This is a genomic window from Clostridium minihomine (assembly GCF_900240385.1).
GTDB classification, from domain to species: Bacteria; Bacillota; Clostridia; order Oscillospirales; family Acutalibacteraceae; genus Faecalispora; species Faecalispora minihomine.
In genome coordinates this window covers 668925-688734 of the sequence record NZ_OEQH01000001.1, presented here as the reverse complement: position 1 = coordinate 688734, position 19810 = coordinate 668925, and the positions used below count along the sequence as shown (strand labels likewise).

Annotated in this window: 19 protein-coding genes; 1 reads left to right on the top strand and 18 read right to left on the bottom strand. The window is 48.3% G+C overall.

The genetic code is table 11. The features are described from left to right. Nucleotides 1-12: 12 nt before the first annotated feature. The 3 genes from C1A02_RS03260 to C1A02_RS03250 are packed head-to-tail and all read right to left on the bottom strand — an operon-like array spanning nucleotide 13 to nucleotide 1858. Nucleotides 13-798 carry a hypothetical protein gene (locus C1A02_RS03260; RefSeq protein ID WP_101696755.1) on the bottom strand — a complete coding sequence of 262 codons (786 nt, stop codon included), beginning with the start codon at nucleotides 796-798 and terminating at the stop codon, nucleotides 13-15. Next, complete coding sequence (locus C1A02_RS03255) at nucleotides 792-1490, bottom strand: ABC transporter ATP-binding protein (RefSeq protein ID WP_101696754.1); 699 nt, start codon at nucleotides 1488-1490, stop codon at nucleotides 792-794. Before C1A02_RS03255 ends, C1A02_RS03260 begins: the two co-directional genes overlap by 7 nt. A 2-nt stretch (nucleotides 1491-1492) precedes the next feature. After that, the gene (locus C1A02_RS03250; RefSeq protein WP_101696753.1) at nucleotides 1493-1858 is read right to left on the bottom strand and encodes a GntR family transcriptional regulator; all 366 of its coding nucleotides are present in this window, start codon (nucleotides 1856-1858) and stop codon (nucleotides 1493-1495) included. A gap of 204 nt (nucleotides 1859-2062) precedes the next feature. Between C1A02_RS03250 and C1A02_RS03245 the strand changes: the two genes are divergently transcribed. Then, nucleotides 2063-2935: a DegV family protein gene (locus C1A02_RS03245; RefSeq protein ID WP_101696752.1), complete on the top strand. Its 873-nt coding sequence runs from the start codon at nucleotides 2063-2065 to the stop codon at nucleotides 2933-2935. Between the two features lie 88 nt (nucleotides 2936-3023). On the opposite strand, the gene brnQ is transcribed toward C1A02_RS03245, so the two are convergent. The 15 genes from brnQ to plsX form a co-directional block, all read right to left on the bottom strand. After that, the gene (brnQ, locus tag C1A02_RS03240) at nucleotides 3024-4388 is read right to left on the bottom strand and encodes a branched-chain amino acid transport system II carrier protein (protein WP_101696751.1); all 1365 of its coding nucleotides are present in this window, start codon (nucleotides 4386-4388) and stop codon (nucleotides 3024-3026) included. A 147-nt stretch (nucleotides 4389-4535) separates the two neighbouring features. Then, complete coding sequence (locus tag C1A02_RS03235; RefSeq protein WP_101696750.1) at nucleotides 4536-5003, bottom strand: hypothetical protein; 468 nt, start codon at nucleotides 5001-5003, stop codon at nucleotides 4536-4538. 160 nt (nucleotides 5004-5163) lie between these two features. Beyond that, a complete protein-coding gene (locus C1A02_RS03230) occupies nucleotides 5164-5955 on the bottom strand; it encodes an ADP-ribosylglycohydrolase family protein (RefSeq protein ID WP_243577894.1) in 792 nt (263 codons plus the stop codon). Between the two features lie 67 nt (nucleotides 5956-6022). Next, complete coding sequence (locus tag C1A02_RS03225) at nucleotides 6023-7333, bottom strand: APC family permease (protein ID WP_101696749.1); 1311 nt, start codon at nucleotides 7331-7333, stop codon at nucleotides 6023-6025. A gap of 278 nt (nucleotides 7334-7611) precedes the next feature. Continuing rightward, nucleotides 7612-10020, bottom strand: a complete 2409-nt coding sequence (gene leuS / locus C1A02_RS03220) for a leucine--tRNA ligase (protein ID WP_101696748.1) — start codon at nucleotides 10018-10020, stop codon at nucleotides 7612-7614. 16 nt (nucleotides 10021-10036) lie between these two features. Beyond that, nucleotides 10037-10393 carry a ribosome silencing factor gene (rsfS, locus tag C1A02_RS03215; protein ID WP_101696747.1) on the bottom strand — a complete coding sequence of 119 codons (357 nt, stop codon included), beginning with the start codon at nucleotides 10391-10393 and terminating at the stop codon, nucleotides 10037-10039. Nucleotides 10394-10430: 37 nt separating this feature from the next. Beyond that, nucleotides 10431-11003, bottom strand: a complete 573-nt coding sequence (yqeK, locus tag C1A02_RS03210) for a bis(5'-nucleosyl)-tetraphosphatase (symmetrical) YqeK (RefSeq protein WP_101696746.1) — start codon at nucleotides 11001-11003, stop codon at nucleotides 10431-10433. Nucleotide 11004: 1 nt separating this feature from the next. Beyond that, nucleotides 11005-11607 carry a nicotinate (nicotinamide) nucleotide adenylyltransferase gene (gene nadD, locus C1A02_RS03205; RefSeq protein ID WP_101696745.1) on the bottom strand — a complete coding sequence of 201 codons (603 nt, stop codon included), beginning with the start codon at nucleotides 11605-11607 and terminating at the stop codon, nucleotides 11005-11007. Between the two features lie 31 nt (nucleotides 11608-11638). Then, nucleotides 11639-11944 (bottom strand): YhbY family RNA-binding protein, encoded by a 306-nt coding sequence (locus C1A02_RS03200; RefSeq protein WP_101696744.1) that lies wholly within the window; start codon nucleotides 11942-11944, stop codon nucleotides 11639-11641. 18 nt (nucleotides 11945-11962) lie between these two features. Beyond that, complete coding sequence (rdgB, locus tag C1A02_RS03195) at nucleotides 11963-12547, bottom strand: RdgB/HAM1 family non-canonical purine NTP pyrophosphatase (RefSeq protein WP_101696743.1); 585 nt, start codon at nucleotides 12545-12547, stop codon at nucleotides 11963-11965. Continuing rightward, nucleotides 12544-13461, bottom strand: coding sequence for a signal recognition particle-docking protein FtsY (gene ftsY, locus C1A02_RS03190; protein ID WP_101696742.1), 918 nt, complete (start codon nucleotides 13459-13461; stop codon nucleotides 12544-12546). Before ftsY ends, rdgB begins: the two co-directional genes overlap by 4 nt. 13 nt (nucleotides 13462-13474) lie before the next feature. Next, nucleotides 13475-17050 (bottom strand): chromosome segregation protein SMC, encoded by a 3576-nt coding sequence (gene smc / locus C1A02_RS03185; protein WP_101696741.1) that lies wholly within the window; start codon nucleotides 17048-17050, stop codon nucleotides 13475-13477. A gap of 6 nt (nucleotides 17051-17056) precedes the next feature. Continuing rightward, nucleotides 17057-18079 (bottom strand): elongator complex protein 3, encoded by a 1023-nt coding sequence (locus tag C1A02_RS03180; RefSeq protein ID WP_101696740.1) that lies wholly within the window; start codon nucleotides 18077-18079, stop codon nucleotides 17057-17059. Further along, nucleotides 18076-18765, bottom strand: coding sequence for a ribonuclease III (rnc, locus tag C1A02_RS03175; protein WP_101696888.1), 690 nt, complete (start codon nucleotides 18763-18765; stop codon nucleotides 18076-18078). The genes C1A02_RS03180 and rnc overlap by 4 nt, the downstream gene beginning before the upstream one ends. A gap of 48 nt (nucleotides 18766-18813) precedes the next feature. Continuing rightward, on the bottom strand, nucleotides 18814-19806 hold the full coding sequence (gene plsX / locus C1A02_RS03170) for a phosphate acyltransferase PlsX (RefSeq protein WP_101696739.1): 993 nt from the start codon (nucleotides 19804-19806) through the stop codon (nucleotides 18814-18816). Nucleotides 19807-19810: the final 4 nt, after the last annotated feature.

The following is a 19810-nucleotide window of genomic DNA, read 5'->3' as shown; positions in this document are numbered from 1 at the left end:
ATCATATTAGGCTTATTCTAAATTCAATTTATTTTTCAGCACATATTTGGTAGTAAAATAAAAGATAACCGAAAGAACCAAGCAGCCAACATTGATGCCTGCAAAAGCCAAGTTTGCAAGAGGCATCGGATCCCAGTTTGCAAATCGCTCCAAGAACCCGGAACCAGCTACAGCCGTCATACCGACTGTCACCACAATCTGTTCCACCAGGCCAATCAGAAAATAGGCACCCAAAGCCCCTGCTACCCGATGTTTTGTTACCAGATGCCCCAGTGCCATAGATGCATACATCTTTAAGATTCCGGCAGCCAAAGATACAAATAACATGATGATGATTTGAATGATGCCAAACCGTACCCCAGCACCCTGCTGAGCTAAAATAGATGTCATATACAGCCAAGCTCTGCCTAATTCTTGTATCACATCCGGGTTGATCGCCAGTACTATGACCGAGCATATGGAAAGGATAACACTCAAAAAATTCCAAAGCATAGCAATAAGCATCTTGCTGGCAATATGCGCATTGATGCTGGTCGGCAAAGTAAACATCAGGTAGCCTTCATCTGTCAGCAGGTTTTTATAAAAGCGCTGAATTGTTACCACCAGCGTAATGACTATGATTGCTACAATGATCGATATATATGCCGTCATAGAAATCGCCATGGGGATTTCTACGCTCTCTGTATTGATGGAAAGAAATATCTTATTGACAATAGACATCAGGAACAGCAGCAGATACAACGGAAGAAAAATCCGAGCCGTAGCCTGAAGCTCATACTTTAACAAACGCCTTAGCATCGAAACACCTCCCGGAACAATTCGTCCACGGACTTATTATTTTTTTCACGGATTTCATCCACTGAAGAAACCAATGCAATGGAACCTTGGTTGATAAACACAATATCATCCAAAACTTTTTCCACATCGCTGATCAAGTGGGTCGAAATCAAAACAGTTGCGTTTTCACTGTAATTTGAAATAATCGTATTCAAAATGTAATCTCTGGCAGCCGGGTCCACACCGCCGATGGGCTCATCCAAAAGATAAAGGGACGCTTCACGGCTCATAACCAGAATCAGCTGCACCTTTTCTTTGGTACCCTTAGACATTGTTTTTAACTTGGTATCGCTTTTTATTTCCAGCCGCTGAAGCATGTCATAAGCTTTGCCTTTGCTGAAATCCGTATAAAACTCATCAAAAAAGTCCACCAGATTCCGCACAGTCATCCAATCATTGAGGTATGTGCGTTCCGGCAAATAAGAAACAATCCGCTTTGTTTCAATTCCCGGTGCATTTCCGTCAATTAAAATTTCGCCGTTGGTAGGCGTTAAAAGTCCGTTGCATAATTTAATCAGGGTGCTTTTTCCGCTGCCATTGGGCCCCAAAAGCCCCACGATTCGGCCCCGCCCCAAAGATAAATTCACCCCGGACAGAGCAACTTTACCTGGAAATACTTTTGTCAGGTTATTACACTGCAAAATCGGTTCCATTCTTACCTCTCCTCCTCTATCTGTTTTAAAAGCGTAATTATTTCTTCGCCGTTATAGCCCAAGGAATGCATTCGCTCTATAAACTCCTGTACAACATTTTTAGCAATAGAATATTTCATATTCATAATGATCTCCTCATTTTCCGTTACAAACCTGCCGCTGGTTCTTTGGGAATGCAAAAGCCCCTGGTTCTCCAACTCAGATAAGGCCCGCTGCATGGTATTCGGATTGACCGCCGCATCTGTGGCCATATCCCTTACCGACGGTAACCGGCTGCCGGGAGGATAAACACCAGAAATAATTTTCAATTCAATCTGTTCTATTAACTGAAAATAAATGGGTCTGTCTGGTTTAAGATCCCAATTCATTTAAAATTCACCTCCGCTGTATTATTGTACTAATGGATTAATACAATAATACAGCAGGTTTTTCTGTTTGTCAACTGTTTTTTGATCTTTGTTAAAATAAACACCACCCTTATTTGCAAATATCTGGTTCTTATGGTATAATAAACCAAATATTATGTGGTTTTTTATGGAAGAAGAGCAACTATTTGAAATGAGGAGTTTTCCATGAACGATTTTGTAATAGTTACAGATTCGTGCTGTGACTTGCCCGGTGATTTTGCAAGGGAATTAGAACTTGAGGTTCTTCCTCTTTCAGTACGCCTGAACGAGAAAGATTTTTTTAATGATCTGGACGGAAAAGAAATTGGTTTTCATGATTTTTATGAGCAGCTTCGCAATGAGGCGGTGTGCACTACTTCTGGTGTGAATGTGGAAGCATTCAAAACCAAAATGGAATCCATTTTGCAATCCGGCAAAGATATTCTTTGTATTCAGTTTTCTTCTGCACTAAGCAATACTTTTAATTCGGCCTATGTGGCAGCACAAGAGCTGGCACCGAAATATCCCGAACGAAAACTGTATACGATAGACAGCCTTTGCGCTTCTTTGGGACAAGGGCTTTTGATTTACCATGCGGTGCAACAAAAACGCAGCGGAAAAACCATTGAACAGGTTCGCGACTGGGTAGAGGAAAACAAGTTAAAGCTTTGCCATTGGTTTACCGTGGATGACTTGAACCATTTAAAAAGAGGCGGCCGGGTTTCTTCTGCCACCGCTTTGATTGGAACTGTTTTAGGCATCAAGCCCGTTCTTCATGTGGATGATGAGGGGCGGCTGATTAATGTGGGCAAAGCACGAGGGCGAAAAGCTTCGCTTATTGCTTTGGTGGATCAGATGGAAGAAACCGTGATTGATCCGGAAAACCAGGTGATCTTCATTAGTCATGGGGATAGTCTGGAAGACGCCGAATGGGTACGGGATGAAGTACGCAGGCGCTTTTCCGTTAAGGATGTTGTCATCAATTATGTGGGCCCAGTCATCGGCACACACTCTGGCCCCGGAACAATCGCTTTGTTCTTTCTTGGTGTTCATCGCTGATTTCGTGCCCAGCAAACAATTAAAAAGCCTCTGTCCGAATATATTCGGACAGAGGCTTTTTTGATTTGCCAAATAATTATTTTGATTTTTAGGCAGCCCGGCTCGGATTTTTCTTCTTGGTAATCAGGAACACCAAAAAGCCCATCAGCATCCCGGCAACCAAGGGAACCACCCATCCCATTCCCAAAGAGAAGAAAGGCAGGTATTGCCGGTAAAAAGCAAGAATCGCCGCAAAAAACGGATGCGCAACTGTTTGAGCAGGCAGTGCCGCCAATAAATCACCCACACTGGCAAACAGCGTAAACAACGTGGGAATCAAATATACACACCGCCGATTATGAAACAGCGGAGAAAGAATTCCCAGCAAAATCAGGCAGATTGCCAAAGGATATAAGAACATCAGCACTGGAATGGATAAAGAAATGATCTGGGTTAACCCTACATTCGCCACCAGCAAAGAAATCACGGTAAAAATCACAGTATAAGTCTTATAGTTCAGCTTGTTTGGGAACAGCTCACAAAAAGTCTGAGAACAAGCAGTAATCAGGCCAATGGCAGTTTTCAGGCAGGCTATTGTCACAATGACAGCCAACAGAACACTGCCCCAGGCACCCAGATAATAATTGGCGATCTGTGCCAGCGCAATGCCTCCATTCTGTGAAACAGCAAACTGACCCGCACTGGAAGCACCCATATAAGCCAAGAAGCCATAAATCAAGCCCATCAGCAAAATACTAACCGCACCGGATCGCACCGTATCCAGAGCAATTCCTTTGGGGCTTTTTACGCCCAAATCTTTCAGGCTGTTTACTACAATGATTCCAAAAGCCAAAGATGCCAGCGCATCCATCGTATTATACCCTTCTAAAAAGCCTTTGAAAAAGGGAGCCGATTCGTAACTTTCCATAACCGGAATCGAAGAAACCGTGCCCATGGGGAGCACCAGGCTCAGCACAATCAAAACCGCTAAAACCGCTAAAAACAGCGGATTCAGTACCTTGCCCACCCATACCAGCAATTGGTTGGGTTTTAATGAAAAAGCCAATGCTACCGCAAAAAAGATAAGCGTGAAAATGGCAAGGCCCGTTGTGCGAAAACTTTCCGGAAGAAAAGGAACCAGCCCAATTTCATAAGACACTGTAGCAGTACGAGGCAATGCGAAAAAAGGCCCAATGGTCAGATACAGCAAAATAGTCATCACATAACCATAAATCGGATGAACGCGGCTGGCTAAATCAAACAACCCATTGCTGCCGGACACCCCGATGGCAATAACACCCAAAAAGGGCAAACCAATTGCCGTGGTTAAAAATCCCGCAGTGGCCAACCAGGTGTTTGCACCGGCCTCTTGCCCCATATGAACTGGAAAAATCAGATTTCCGGCCCCAAAGAACAGGCCGAACAACATAGAGCCTACCAATAAGTAAGATGAAAACGATAACTTTTTGTCCATTTAAAACTCCCCTACCCCTACCAAGTGATTTGATTCTATCCATCGAAAAACCGGCGGTTTTGCCTGATTCGAGAAAATGCCGCTCACTCGAACAGTTCTCCCCCCGGCCTTTGACCACAAAAAACTTACAAAATTTCAGATGCTTTTTTATAACTTCACTTTATACTCTGCCAGCCATTCCGGCCGGATTTCTTCTAAAATAACCTGAGGAACCCGGTATTGCCAAGAAGGCTTTTGTCTTTTAAGGGACCCTATGGTTTCCGTCAGTCTGTGCTGCGAATACTCATCCACTTCCCCATGCACCAAGTCCGTGTAGTCCTTGGGTGATGTGAACGGAACCATATACATAAAATCGGCCCATGCCGAATACTCTGTCAGCCACATGCAGTCTCTGGGCACTTTTAAAATCAGCTTTACGCTGTTTGAGGTGCTGCCGCCGGTGTTTTTTCGGTGAAATCGTAGATTCCCGAAAATAGGACATTCACAGTTTAGCCCCAGCATATCGATCAGGCAGTCATACTCCCGGGCATACTTTCGGCTGGTATGGGCTCGGTAAACTTCACCGGACTTTAGGATTTTTAAAACCTTAACAGACTGATACGTGTAAACAACCACACAAGGTCCCCCTTGATTCTAATAGCCGGGCTTTCAAATCATCAGATTTTCTAACAGCCACGGCAAACATTTCACAGAGCAATTACAAAAATCTTTCATCGGTGCGAGCCGCACTGAAACCTGCAAAACAGGCAGCTCCTGTTTTAAAACGGTTTTCAATTCAATGACCATACGGTGCAGCCGCCCATTGGTACAGCAGCTGTTCCTCTGCAACCGGATCAATCAAATATTTTTTTAAGAGAAAGCCCTCATCGAATCCGGTTGTGCCGTAAAAAGCCAGCGCAATCGCCCCTGCAATGCATGCCACCGTGTCGGTATCGCAGGATATGCTGAGCACATTGCGAATGCAGCTTTCCCAATCATTACTTTCTAAAAAACAGCGGATTGCCAAGGGAACCGAGCCGTCACAACTCATATCAAATTTGGAAAAGGGACGGCGAAACAGCAAGCTGCGGCTGACGTTATAACCGTATCGGGATGTCATCTGCTGTTTGATTTCTTTTTTGGAAAAGCCGTTTTTGGCCAAAAACACACAAACTGCCACTGCCTGTGCACCCGCAATACCACAGGGATGATTGTGGCTGCACTCTGCACTTTTTTTCGCTTCTTCCTCCACCTTTTCCAGCGTATCGAAATACTCCCCCACAAAACTTACCCGCATGGCAGATCCATTACCGAAACTGCGGTAGGGCGAATGAGAATGATCTTCAAGCCATTCCTTAAACATTGGCCCATACCCTGCACGGGGATACCGTTTGCCAAACAGCACATAGGCATCGCGGTAAGAAATCTGATTGAGTACGGCGTATTTGGTGGCCACTGTCAAAACAGTGTCATCTGTGTAAAAACAATTGTTATCAAATAGGGAAACCGTTTTATGATTGAAACGATCCGGTTTGCTGAATTCAAAACGGGAACCCGCAATATCCCCTAAAATCGCCCCGTTTATCAAAAAAGCACTTCCTTTCCCTTTAAAAACAACGGGCTATGGGTTTGCCTTTTAGAGTATGCTCCGCATTTTATACAGATCTTTTTTTCTTCATCCAATAATAGACCGGCAAACCCAACAGCGTGATTCCAATGCCGATCAAAGAGCGCACGGGTGCATCAATCAAAGTGCTGATTAGAATATAAAAGCCACCCACCGCACCGATAATGGGGGTAATGGGATACAGCGGAACCCGATATTGCCCTTCTTTGGGCTTTTGCTTTTTGCGCAGGATGAACACACCCAAAACACCCATGATAAAGAAAATCCATAAGACAAATACCAAAAGATCGGTTAATGTATTAAAAGTACCCGAAAAAATATAAATGACTGCCAGCAGGCTTTGGAAAATCAAAGCATTGGCCGGCGTACGCAACTTGGGGTGCACTTGCCCCAGCACTTTAGAAAAAGGCAGCTGTCCCCTTTCGCCCATGGCTTGGGGTACTCTTGCGGCAGTCATCAAATACCCATTTAACGCACCGAATACCGAAACCATAATGCCCGCTGTAATAAAGGTTCCACCGCCATTGCCAAACAGAACCTTTGCCGCATCCGCACCCGGGGTGGTGGAACTCACAATCTGATCCAGTGGAAGGGTACGGAAAATCGCCAGATTAAACAGGGCATATACGATAATAACAAAAATAACACCGATCGAAATTACCTTCGGCAAAGTTTTAGAAGGATTTTTCAGTTCCCCCGCCATATTGGTCACGCCAATCCAGCCATCATAGGCCCAAAGGGTACCCAAAATAGCCGCACCAAAACCGGCCCCCTGAAGGGCATTTTGAGACATGCCGTCAAATCCGGGCATGTTGCTGGCAGTCAGGCCGAACACAATAATCGCAACAATGGGAATCAGCTTGCCCACCGTGGCCAAAGTCTGAATCACTCCGCCGCATTTAGTAGACAAAATATTCATTATCAGAATAAACAGCAGCACTCCCGTTGCCAAAAGCTTTTGATGCAAATCCCCGATGGGAATAAAATAAGCGGCATAAATGGAAAAAGCGATAGCCTGAGCCGCCACAGATGCAGGATAAGAGATAACCGCCTGCACCCAGCCCAAAAGAAAGCCGGCTCTTTCATCGTATAAATCTTCCAGATAGGTGTAAAGACCACCGGATTTTGGAATAGCAGACGCAATTTCTGCCACAGACAGCGCCGATGCCAACGTAATGATGCCGCCGGCAACCCAAGCGGCGATGCTGAGCGAGGGACTTCCCGCATGGTTCAAAACGATGCCCGGCTTTAAAAAGATACCGGAACCAATGATCATACCGACAACGATAGCCATTGCTTCTACAATAGTCACGGATTTTTTTAATGTGGTTTTTTCCATATTCTAAATAATTCCTTCACTCTACCCTGCTCTATTTGCAGCTTGTTTTTTGAATTGTACCGTAACCCCCGAATTCTGCCCGTTAGGCAGCAATTCTGCGAATGTGCAATTCCAAATTATTATACACGTTCCATTGAAAATAAGAAAGCGTTTTTTACAAAAAGAAATTTCATTTCTTAAAAAGAACGAAAAAACGACAACACCAAAACTGCAAAACGCAGTTTCGGTGTTGTTTTTTTGTCCGCTTTTTGTTTTCAAACAGAGAGGAAAAACAATCCCTATTTGGCTACAATATTGACCAGCTTGCCGGGCACATAAATCTCTTTTACAATTGTTTTGCCCGAAAGCTCTGCATCGATTTTCGGCTCTGCCTTGGCTGCCTGAATCGCATCTTCCTTGCCAAGATCCGCGGGGATCATGATACGGGCCCGCAGCTTGCCGCTGACCTGCACCGCAATCTCAATAGTGCTTTCTTTGCATTTTTCTTCATCATAATCAGGCCAGTTCTGCTGGGATGCCATTCCCTGACCCAATTTTACCTCATGCCACACTTCTTCTGTAATGTGGGGGGCAAAAGGATTGAGCAGCAAAGTGAACACACGAAGCTCTTCCCGATTGATAGAACCGGCATCAGAAATATCGTTAATAAGCGCCATCAAAGCTGCAATTGCCGTATTGAATTTCAGGTTCTCAATATCCTCGCCGACCTTTTTGATGGTCTTATGGAAAGCATACTCCAAAGCCGGAGTAATGACATTGCCGGGCTGTACCCGTTCCTGCAAAGCCCAATAACGTTCCAGAAAGCGCCGGCAGCCTTTGATGCTGGAGGTATTCCAGGGGGCAGCCTTCTCAAAGTCGCCGATGAACATTTCATACAGACGCATGGTATCCGCACCGTATTCGTTCACGATATCGTCCGGGTTGACCACATTGCCACGGGACTTGCTCATCTTTTCGCCGTTTTCGCCCAGAATCATGCCATGGCTGGTGCGCTTGGCATAGGGTTCCGGCGTGGGAGCAACACCGATATCATAAAGGAATTTATGCCAGAATCGGCTGTACAGCAGATGCAGCGTGGTGTGCTCCATGCCACCATTGTACCAATCCACCTGATTCCAATATTTGAGCGCCTCGGGGCCAGCCAGCGCCTCTTTATTGTTAGGATCCATATAGCGCAGAAAATACCAGGAAGAACCGGCCCACTGGGGCATTGTGTCGGTTTCACGCTTCGCCGGGCCGCCGCAATGGGGGCAAGTGGTGTTAATCCATTCTGTGATATTCGCCAGCGGAGATTCGCCGTTGTCGGTGGGCTCATAGGACTTCACTTCCGGCAAAGTCAGCGGAAGCTCACTTTCCGGCAAAGCCACATAGCCGCATTTATCACAATGCACAATGGGAATGGGCTCTCCCCAATAGCGCTGGCGAGAGAACACCCAGTCACGCAGTTTAAAATTGACTTTCTGTTCGCCAATTCCCTTCTCTGAAAGATAAGAAAGCATTTTTTCTTTGGCCTCTTCCACAGTCAGGCCGTTCAAGCTTCCAGAGTTTACCAGAGTCCCTGTTTCGCAGTCAGTAAAGGCTTCTTTTTCTACTTCTCCGCCTTTTACCACTTCTACGATGGGCAAATCGAACTTTTTGGCAAACTCCCAGTCGCGGGAATCATGGCCGGGAACCGCCATAATGGCTCCGGTTCCATAAGAAACCAGTACATAATCCGAAATAAAAATCGGAATCTCTTTTTCGGTCAGCGGATTTATTGCCGTAACACCCTGCAAACACACACCGGTCTTTTCTTTGGCAACCTCGGTTCGCTCAAAGTCAGACTTCTTGGCTGCTTCTTGCTGATAGGCACGAATCTCGTCTATATTCTTCAGGCTGTCTGCCCATGTTTCCAAATAAGGATGTTCTGGCGACACCACCATATAAGTAGCCCCGTACAGAGTATCGGGACGAGTGGTATAGATTTTCAAATCTTCACCGTGGCTGGTTTTGAAAATAACTTCCGCACCGGTAGAACGGCCAATCCAGTTTTTCTGCTGTGCCTTCACCCGATCCGGGTAATTGACCAAATCCAGATCATCCACCAAGCGCTGGGCATATTCGGTGATTTTCAGCATCCACTGAGATTTTACCTTACGCACTACTTCACTTCCACAGCGTTCACATCCGCCGTTGACCACTTCTTCATTGGCCAGCACGCACTTGCAGGAAGTACACCAGTTAACGGCCATCTCTTTTTTATAAGCAAGCCCGCGATGAAACAGCTGCAGAAAAATCCATTGGGTCCATTTATAATATTCCGGGTCTGTGGTATTGATTTCACGGGACCAGTCAAAAGAGATTCCCAAAGATTGCAGCTGCTGTTTGAATCGGGCGATATTTTTCTCAGTTACAATTGCGGGATGAACATGGTTCTTAATCGCAAAATTTTCTGTGGGCAGACCAAAAGCGTCCCAACCCATGGGATACAGCACATTGTATCCTAACATTCTGCGGCGGCGAGACACAATGTCCAGCGCTGTATAAGAACGAGGATGCCCCACATGCAGCCCCTGCCCGGAAGGATACGGAAATTCAATTAATGCATAAAATTTCGGCTTTTCCGAAGAATTTGAAGCATGAAAAATTCCTTCTTTTTCCCATTCCTTCTGCCATCGTTCTTCAATCGGTTTATGTTCGTATTTCACCGGTCTTTCCCCCTATTCAGCCTTCGCTCAAAAAATTGAGCTCTATATTTTCCGCGTCCTGCCACAGGCGATCCAGATCATAAAACCGGCGTGCTTCTGCGGTAAAAACGTGAATGACGACATGGCCGTAATCCAACAGAATCCAGGAATTGGAACGGTAACCTTCTACATGGTTCGGCAGAATGCCAGCCTCTTTCAGCTGAAATTCCAATTCATCGGCCAACGCTTTAACATGGGTGTTGCTGGTACCCGTGGCTAGAACAAAATAGTCTGCCAGCACGGATAGGCCCTCAATTCCCAACACTTTTAATTCGTCGGCTTTTTTGTTGTCTAAAATGGTTGCGGCTTTTTTTGCCAGCTCTAATGACGTCATCTGGTAACCACCGTTTCTTTGTAAATTTAGGAAATTTCTATTCCCCATGTCGGGCAAGAATCATTGTATTATAGGCAGCCAGGCTATCCGGATGGATGGGCTTTCCCTGCTGCGATAAGTCCTGTATGGTAAACACCAACCCTGCCAGCACCGCTTCTTCCAGTCCGTTTTGGGCAGCGGCTCGCATTTCTTCCACACCGTCATACTCCCGCTCTGCCGAAATAAAATCCGCCACAAAAACGACCTGCTCCAAAAGGGACATATTTTCACGTCCGGTGGTATGATACCGCACGGCGTGAATGACCTCTGGATCGGTTATGCCCAAGACTTTTTGCAGATAAACGGCTCCTGCCATGGCGTGCCACAGCTTTTGAGCCCCCTTTTCTACATCTGTCAGCATTATACCAGAGCCTTCCATGATTTTCAACTGCTCCTCAGGCGGCGCTTCCTTCATAACATCGTGCAAAACCCCGGCCAAATAGGCTTTTTCAGGGTCTGCTCCACAGCGCTGTGCCAGCCGCCGAGATTCCACCGCCACATTCATGCTGTGTGCAAACCGCTTTTGCGACAGGCGCTGGCGAATCAGTTCTTCGTACTGTATCACATCCACTTTAATTCCCTCCGTACAAATGATGCTCCATAATATAGTGTTCCACGGCCCGGGGAACCAAATCAGAAATGGGCTTCCCCTGCCGGATTCTCTTCCTGATGATGGTAGAGGACACCGGAAGCAAAGGTAAATCTTCCACATGGGTTCTGGCCCCCATGCTTTGCAGCCGTTTGGCATAAGAAAGCAATTCCTGCCGGTTATTGTCATCGCGGGGTGCAGCACAAAGCTGTGCCAGCTGAAACAATTCCTCAAAGCGATACCATTGTTCCAAACTCAAAAACATATCGGCACCCATGATCAAATACAGCTGTGTACCCGGATACATTAAATGCAGCTGATGCAGTGTGTCTACGGTATAGCTGGGGCCTTCACGGTGAAGTTCCAGATCCGACACCTCAAAACCCGCAGGCTCTGCAGCCAAGCGGCACATCGCAAGCCGGTGAACGGCATCCGCCAAATCGGGGGCAGCTTTATGGGGGGGCACCCGGGAAGGAATAAAGAGTACCCTTTGGAACCCCAAACGGCTGCGAAACCCTTCTACCAAATGAAGATGACCGTTGTGAATGGGATTAAAGGTTCCTCCAAACATTGCCAGTTTTTCCATGGACGCCTCCTGAAATATCGTGCCTTACAATTTATCTTCTCGCTGCTTTTGGCAAGATGATCTTTGGCTCTTTCTGATTTTTGCGGTACAACACAAATTTATTGCCGATTACCTGCACCACTTCTGCAGAAAGAGGCTTTGACAAAGCCTCTGCCGCCTGCCGGGAGGTGATCCCTGCTGTTTCCAGCACTTTGCATTTGATCAATTCTCTTTTGGTGAGGGCGTCGTGAGCCTGCTTTTCAATGTCGGCGCTTAGGCCGTCTTTGCCAATCATCACAATGGTATCGATCTGGTTTGCCAAAGAACGCAAAAATGCCCGCTGCTTGCTTGTTATCATCCGGTTTTCTCCTTTATATTAACCAATTTTCTTCCAATTTTCCAATTCCTGTGCCAATTTCACCAAAGCGCGGCCGCGATGGCTGATTTCATCCTTTTCCGCCGCAGACATTTCCGCATAAGAACGAGTTCCCACCATGAAAATGGGGTCATAACCGAAACCGCCTTCCCCTTTGGGGGCAAAGCCTATGGTGCCTTCACAGGAACCCTCTACGGTGATGACTTTTCCATCCGGAAACACGCAGCATACAGCACTGACAAAACGGGCGGTACGCTTTTCTGCCGGAACCGCCTGCATTTCCCGCAGAACTTTTTCATACCGTTCTTTATCTGTGAAGCCTTCTCCGCCGTAACGGGCGGAATATACTCCCGGTGCGCCGTTCAGTGCATCTATCACCAGTCCGGAATCATCCGCAACTGCGGGCATGCCCGTTTCATTGCAGGCAGACTGTGCCTTTAACAGGGCATTTTCTGCAAAAGTCGTGCCGGTTTCCTCCACCTCGGGCAAATCGTCCCGTATGACAGGTTCTATGCCCAAAGGTTCTAAAATCCGCCGGAGTTCTTTTAACTTTTTCTGATTATGGGTTGCTATTACAAATGTCATTCCGATTCCCTCTCAAATAATGCCGCCGCAAATTCTTCCGCTTCAAAGGGCTGCAAGTCGTCTATTTTTTCTCCCAGACCAATCAGTTTAACCGGCAATTTCAGTTCCTGACGAATGGGAAGCACCACGCCGCCGCGAGCCGTACCGTCCAGTTTTGTTAAAACAATGCCGGTCAGCCCCGCCGCATTCTGGAATTCGCGAGCCTGATTCACCGCATTCTGCCCAGTGGTAGCATCCAGCACCAGCAGAACCTCTTTGTCACAGTCCGGCAGTTCCCGGTCAATAATACGGCTGATTTTCGAAAGCTCGTCCATCAGGTGCTTCTTGTTGTGAAGCCGCCCTGCCGTATCACAAATCACCACATCCATCCCCCGGGCTTTGGCCGCGGTAATGGTATCAAACACCACGGCAGCCGGGTCAGACCCCTCCGTGTGCTTAATCATCGGTACATCCGCTCGATCCGCCCAAATCTGAAGCTGGTCAATAGCCGCAGCACGGAAGGTATCTGCCGCGCCCAGAATCACCTTTTTGCCTTCGCGAGAGAGTTTGGCGGCCAGCTTGCCGATGGTGGTGGTTTTGCCCACACCGTTTACCCCGATAATCAAGATAACAGAGGGCTTTGTGGTAAGCTGCAATTCTTCCCCGCCGCTGAGCATTTCTGCCACGATTTCACGGAGCAATCCATGTACCTGTGACGGATCGGTAACCCCATTCTTTTTGACACGAGCCCGCAGTTCCTCACAAATCTGGGCAGAAGTGGCAACACCCACGTCCCCCATAATCAAAAGCTCTTCCAGCTCTTCAAACAGCTCTTCGTCAATTTTGGTAAAGCTGTTCAGCATAGAATCGATCTGGCCGGTGATACTGTCTCTTGTTTTTTTCAGTCCTTCTTTGATTTTATCAAAAAATCCCATGGCAAACTCCTTTTTATGACTTTCGGATCCCCAGTTTTTGTTCGATTTCAGAAGCACGCAGTTCCAAGAGTTTTGAAACCCCTTCGTCCTGCATTGTCACACCGTACAACACATCGGCTTCTTCCATTGTGCCCCGCCGGTGAGTGATGACGATAAACTGGGTGTTCTCATTCATGCCCCGCAAATACCCGGCAAAGCGATCCACATTCACATCATCCAGCGCCGCTTCAATTTCATCCAGCACACAGAAGGGCGGCGGATTCACTTTCATAATGGCAAAATACAGGGCAATGGCAACCAGCGCTTTTTCCCCGCCGGACAAAGATTCCAGATGGGTGACGATTTTTCCCGGCGGCTGCACAGAAATCTCGATGCCGGAATTCAGGATATCCTCCGGCTGACTGAGCGTCAGCTTGGCGGTTCCTCCCCCAAACAAAGAACGGAAGGTTCCACTAAAATGACTTTGAATCATTTCAAAGCGTTCCAAAAACAGTTCCTGCATGCGTTGGGTCAATTCCCCGATTAAACGGCGAAGCTCATCTCGGGATTTTTCCACGTCGCTGATTTGAGCTTTTAAGAACTCATACCGCTCCGAAACCTCTTTGTATTCCTCCACTGCCGCCACATTGACGGTTCCCAATGCTTTGATTTTTCCCTTTAATTCATTCAGCCGCTTTTTGGAACCGCTGATATCCGAAAGCTTTGGGCAGACTGCCTCGGCTTCCCGGCGTGTCAGCTCATATTCTTCCCACAAACGAGAGATTATTTCGTCGTATTCCTTTTGCACACCCGCACGCCGTTCTTCCAAACGGGCAATTTCCTGCCCAATGGTTTCCTTCGTGCCGGACTGTTCCCGTTCCAAGGTGCGAAGCTGAGCCGCATTCTTTTCCAGTTCGGTGCGCTCCGCAATAATCTGCTCCACACTGTTTCGGGCCAAAATGGCAGATTCCCGCAACTGGGCGGCCTGCTGCCGAAGTGTTGCGGCCCGCTGCTCCAGATCCCGGTTTTGCTCTTTTAGCTGTTCCAATTCCCGATTCAGCCGATCGGCCAATCCAGAATAATCCCGGCGGCGGTTTTCCAGTTCCTGTGCAGAGCTTTCCAGAGCTTCTTTTTCCTTTTGAGCAGAAAGCGATGTCATTCGCGCATCCTGCAAAGCATCTGTCAAATCCTGATACCGTCTGTCCAGTTCCTCCCGGTCGCCAGTGATTTGGCTCATACTTTGCCGAAGGCCAAAAATCTGCTCCTCTATTTCTGCCGCCTGCTTGGCAGCCTGTTCCTTTTGCACCCGAAGTTCTTCCAGCCGCTGTTGGGAACGGCTTTGCTCCGTTTCCAGCTCTTTGGTGCTGTCCTGCAAACTTTGAAGTTCCGCCCGCAGCCTGCCGCATTCTGCTTGCAGGTTGACTCTGTCTTCTTTGGCCACACTCAATTCTGCCTGTGCAGCAGACAAAGAGGCCTGCGCGGTGGAATATTCCGCCTGCGCCGCTTTCAGTGCGGCGTCGGCTTCTTCTGCCTTCTTCTGCAAAGCAGCTGCCTTTTCTTTTGTTTGTTCTATTTTAGCCGCCCGGCTTAAAAGCCCTGCATTTTTCGTCAAGGATCCACCGGTCAGCGAACCGCCGGTGTTTACCACCTGACCGTCCAAAGTCACCACCCGGAACCGATAAGAAAACCGCTTGGCAATGGCCACGGCGCTGTCCAAATCCTCGGCAATCACAATCCGGCCCAGTAAAGACCGCATCACGCCGCCATACTTCTCTTCACAGCCGCACAGGGAAAAAGCCACACCAACAAAACCGGGGCAGTCAAAAAGCCCTTTTTCCTGAAGCAAGTTACCCTGAATGGTAGACAGCGGCAAAAAGGTGGCGCGTCCCGAATCCCTCTGTTTTAAGAGAGAGATGGCTCGCTTTGCGTCCTGTTCGGTTTCCACCACAATATTCTGCATAGAAGCGCCGAGGGCGGTTTCCACTGCCAAAGCGTATTCTGCCGGAACATGCAAAAGACGGGATACCGGCCCGTGAATGCCGGAAAGAGTTCCTCTGGAAACCTCTTTCATCACCGTCTTAACGCTGTGAGCAAAGCCCTCCAGATTGCGCTCCATTTCTTCCAATAACCGAACACGGCGTTGTTCTTCCCCTGCATCCAAACGCAATTTCTCGCTTTGGCCACGGGCATCTTCAACCCGTTTGCGCCGGGATTCCAGCCGCAGTTCAAATCCGCGCACCATATTAGTCAAAGAAAGAATGCTGTCTTCTGCCTTTTGCAGCAGTTCGGCACATTCCCGTTCCTTCTGCAACAGCTCTTGTTTCTGCTGTTCCCGTGCCAAAAGAGTATCTTGCACAGCACTGCCACGCAGGTTAATTTCTGTAATGGCAGAAGCCGCGGTCATCTCTTGAATCTTCCTCTGCGAAGCATCCTGCGTCAACTGGGTCAGCAGACGCGTCTGCTCTTCCATTTGACCGGAATGCAGTTCCATAGAACTGCGCAATTCCTCAAGCCGCCTTGAAAAACCGGAAAGTTCCTGCTGCTTTTGCTGAACCAACTCATCCTTTTCGGCCATTTGACGTCGCTTTTCCTGAATTTCGCGCTGCAGCTCTTCGTCAGAAAGGGCAGAGCGCTCCAGCTCCTGCAAAGTTCGTTCCTGATTCTGTTTGTTATGTTCTCGGTCGTTTTCCAGAACGGCCGCATCGCCGTCCCTTCTTGCCGCTTCTTCCTCCCGTGACGCTGCCAGTGCTCTGGCTTCGTCCATCCGGGCGGTGCAGACGTTGACCGCCTGATAGTTTTCTTCGATCTGTTTTTCCAGCTCTTGGGTGCGGTGCTCCGCTTCTTCCTGCTGAGAACGAATTAAAACCAGCTTATCCTCATATTCCCGTAAAACCTGACCGGAGCGCCCCAAGGTGTCCAGCCACAGGCCGATTTCCAGCGTTCGCTTTTCCCCGGCATATTCCAGGTACTGCTGCGCTTTTTCTGCCTGCTCGCGCAAAGGGCCGACCCGCCCTTCGAGTTCCGCAAAAATATCATACAGGCGAACCAGATTTTCCTGAGCCTGTTTCAGCCGCCGTTCCGATTCTCCTTTGCGGTACCGGAACCGGGAAATCCCGGCCGCTTCTTCAAAAATCTCGCGCCTGTCCTCGCTGCGGGCGGCCACAATGCTGTCTATCTTGCCCTGGCCTATCATGGAATAGCCGTCGCGCCCCATGCCCGTGTCCATAAACAGTTCGTTGATGTCCCGAAGGCGCACGGTGCTTTTATTGAGCAGATATTCGCTATCGCCAGAGCGGTAATACCGGCGGGTAACCGCCACTTGATCGCTGTCAAAATCCAGCTGACGATCGGAATTGTCAAAGGTCAAAGTAACCTCTGCATAGCCTTGAGCCTTTCGGCCGGGCGTACCGCCAAAAATAACGTCTTCCATTTTGGAACAGCGAAGCACCCGGGCAGACTGTTCCCCCAACACCCAGCGGATGGCGTCGCTCACATTGCTTTTTCCGCTGCCATTGGGCCCCACCACGGCGGTGATGCCTTTATCGAACTTGAGGATTGTTTTGTCGGGAAAGGTCTTAAAGCCCTGAAGCTCCAAAGACTTTAAAAGCATTCACTTTCACCTGCTTTCGGGTTGGGTTTGACTGCGTAGAACAAAATCGGCGGGTTCCACCAAAGGATCCGACTTGATTTGGACGTTATAGCCCAAAGCGGACAGTTCCGCTACATTACACTTTTTTTGACCCACCGCCCGAGAAACCCAAGAAGGAGCCACCCGGATCTCAAAAGAGCCCGAGAGAATTCTCTGGCTGGTAAAAGCGTTTTTCAGGCGGAGTAAAAACAGCCGGCTTTCGCAAAGCTCCCGAAAAGCGGGGTGCCAAGGCCCGGCCAGACGATCCCGTAATAGTTCGGGCGTGCTGTGCAAACCCAATCGAATCACGGGAATATTCCGTTCCTCAAAAAATTCCAGTAAAGCACCGCACAGCTCCACCGACTGTTCCAGCGTCATGGGAATGTATTCCCCCGAAAGGTACCGCTCGGCCAGCTCGGTATCCCGCATAATAATGGCGGGATAAATGCGAACGCAGTCGGGGTCAAGCTGTGCAACCTCCCGGGCGGTTTGCAGCGCACCGGAAACAGAATCGCCCCAAAGACCAGTCATCATTTGAAGCCCCAAAGAAAATCCGGCTTTTTTGATCTGCTTCGACGCATTTCGCACCTGCTCCGCCGTATGTCCCCGATGATTCTGCCGCAAAACCCGGTCGTCCATACTTTGGGCGCCCAGTTCAATCACGGTAACACCATACTGCCGCAAAATCATCAGAATTTCATCATCAATGGCATCGGGACGGGTAGAAATGCGAATTCCAGTGAACATTTTGTCCCTGACAAAGGGAGCGGCGGCTTCCAGCAGCGACAGCATGTAGCTGCGTTCGATTGCCGTAAAGCTGCCGCCGAAAAAAGCAATTTCAGCAAAATGGCTTTTTTCTTTCAAATGTTCTGCTGCCCGTTCCAGCGTGTCTTTCACCTGTTCCGGGGTCGTCAGCTGAGTCTGACCTGTGATGCTGCGCTGATTGCAGAAAGAGCACTGTTGGGGGCAGCCAGCATGGGGAATAAAAATGGACACATTTGCGTGCTTCAATAGCCCATCAGCTCCAGCGCTTCCCGGGCAGCCTGCTGCTCTGCCTCTTTCTTACTGCGCCCGCCGCCTTTCCCGATCACATTGCTGTTCAGGCGAACCTCCACCGTAAAGTGCTTGTCGTGATCCGGTCCGCTTTCCCCGATCAAAACATACTCCAGCTGCTCTTCCGGATTCTGCTGAATGATTTCCTGAAGAGAAGTTTTATAATCCTTAAACGCTTTGGGCTTTGCGGTTTGCAAAACCGGCAAAACAAAGCGCAGAATAAACCGGCGAGCCTCTTCCAGCCCGGAATCCAGATAAATGGCTGCGATTAACGCCTCAAAAGCATCCGCTAAAATGGAAGGGCGCATGCGTCCCCCAGAGTTTTGTTCCCCACGGCTGAGAAGCAGGTATTCGCCCAAATCCAGCTGTCGAGAAAAGCCACACAAGGATTTTTCACAAACCAAAGCTGCACGGTTTTTGGTCAGTTCGCCTTCCGGCAGATTGGGGCAATTTTTAAACAAATAATCTGCAACCACCACGCTGAGGATAGAATCCCCTAAAAATTCCAGGCGCTCGTTGCTGTGGCCCGCCGACTTCACCTCATTCGCATAAGAAGAATGGGTCAGGGCGGTTGTTAAATACTGTTGGTTTTTAAAATGGTATTGAAGCTTGTCCTCCAATGCTTTTCGACTGGGTTTCTGCATATACACACGCTCCCTTCCTGATTTTGCCGGACTTTCAAACTGTTTTTCTTATTCCTGCATAGTCACTGCACGGCTGATTTCTTGGGTCACGTTCTGTTCCACATAGGCTTTGGTCAGCCGCAAAGCGCTTTCTACCGTGCGTGCTTTGGCGCTGCCATGCACCTTAAACACCGGTTTTGCCGCACCCATTACCGGCGCGCCACCATACTCGTTATAATCCATAGACTTTTTCAGCTTGCCCAAATCTTTTAAAATCATGGCTGCTGCCAATTTATTTTTGGCATTAGCCCCAAAGACTTCTTTGAATTTACCCATCATCATCATGACCACACCCTCAAACATCTTGAGGATAATATTCCCGGTAAATCCGTCGGCTACAACCACATCTGCGCCACCGTTCGAAATATCCCGTGCTTCAATATTGCCGATAAAATTCAGATCCGATTCCTTGAGCATAGCGAATGCCTGAGTTTGCAGCTCGCCGCCTTTGTTGTCTTCGGTTCCCACATTTGCCAGTGCAACCCGGGGCTTTTCGACTCCAATTACCTTTTCCAGATAAATAGAACCCATCACACCAAACTGCTGCAGCATTTCGGGCCGGCAATCCACATTGGCTCCACCGTCAATCAGCATGAAAAAGCCCTCATTTTTCGGAATCATCGGGGCAAATGCCACCCGCTTAACTCCCTTGATGCGCTTAACAATCATCGTGGCTCCCATTACCAGAGCACCGCTGTTCCCGGCGGATACAAACGCATCCCCTTCCCCTGCAGCCAGACGGCGAAGTCCTTCCGCCATAGAAGAATCCTTTTTGCTTTTCATGATTTCTCCGGCATGATCTTCCATGGTAATCACTTGAGGAGCATCCACAATCTCCATACGCTCTAAAGAGATTTCATTCTCTTTGGCAACCTTGCGAATCTCTTCCTGCTGACCCACCAGAATGATATCAATATCCAAACTTTGCACCGCATCTGCGCAGCCCTTCATGATTTCCAACGGCGCGTTATCGCCGCCAAAAGCATCTACAATAATTTTCATCGGA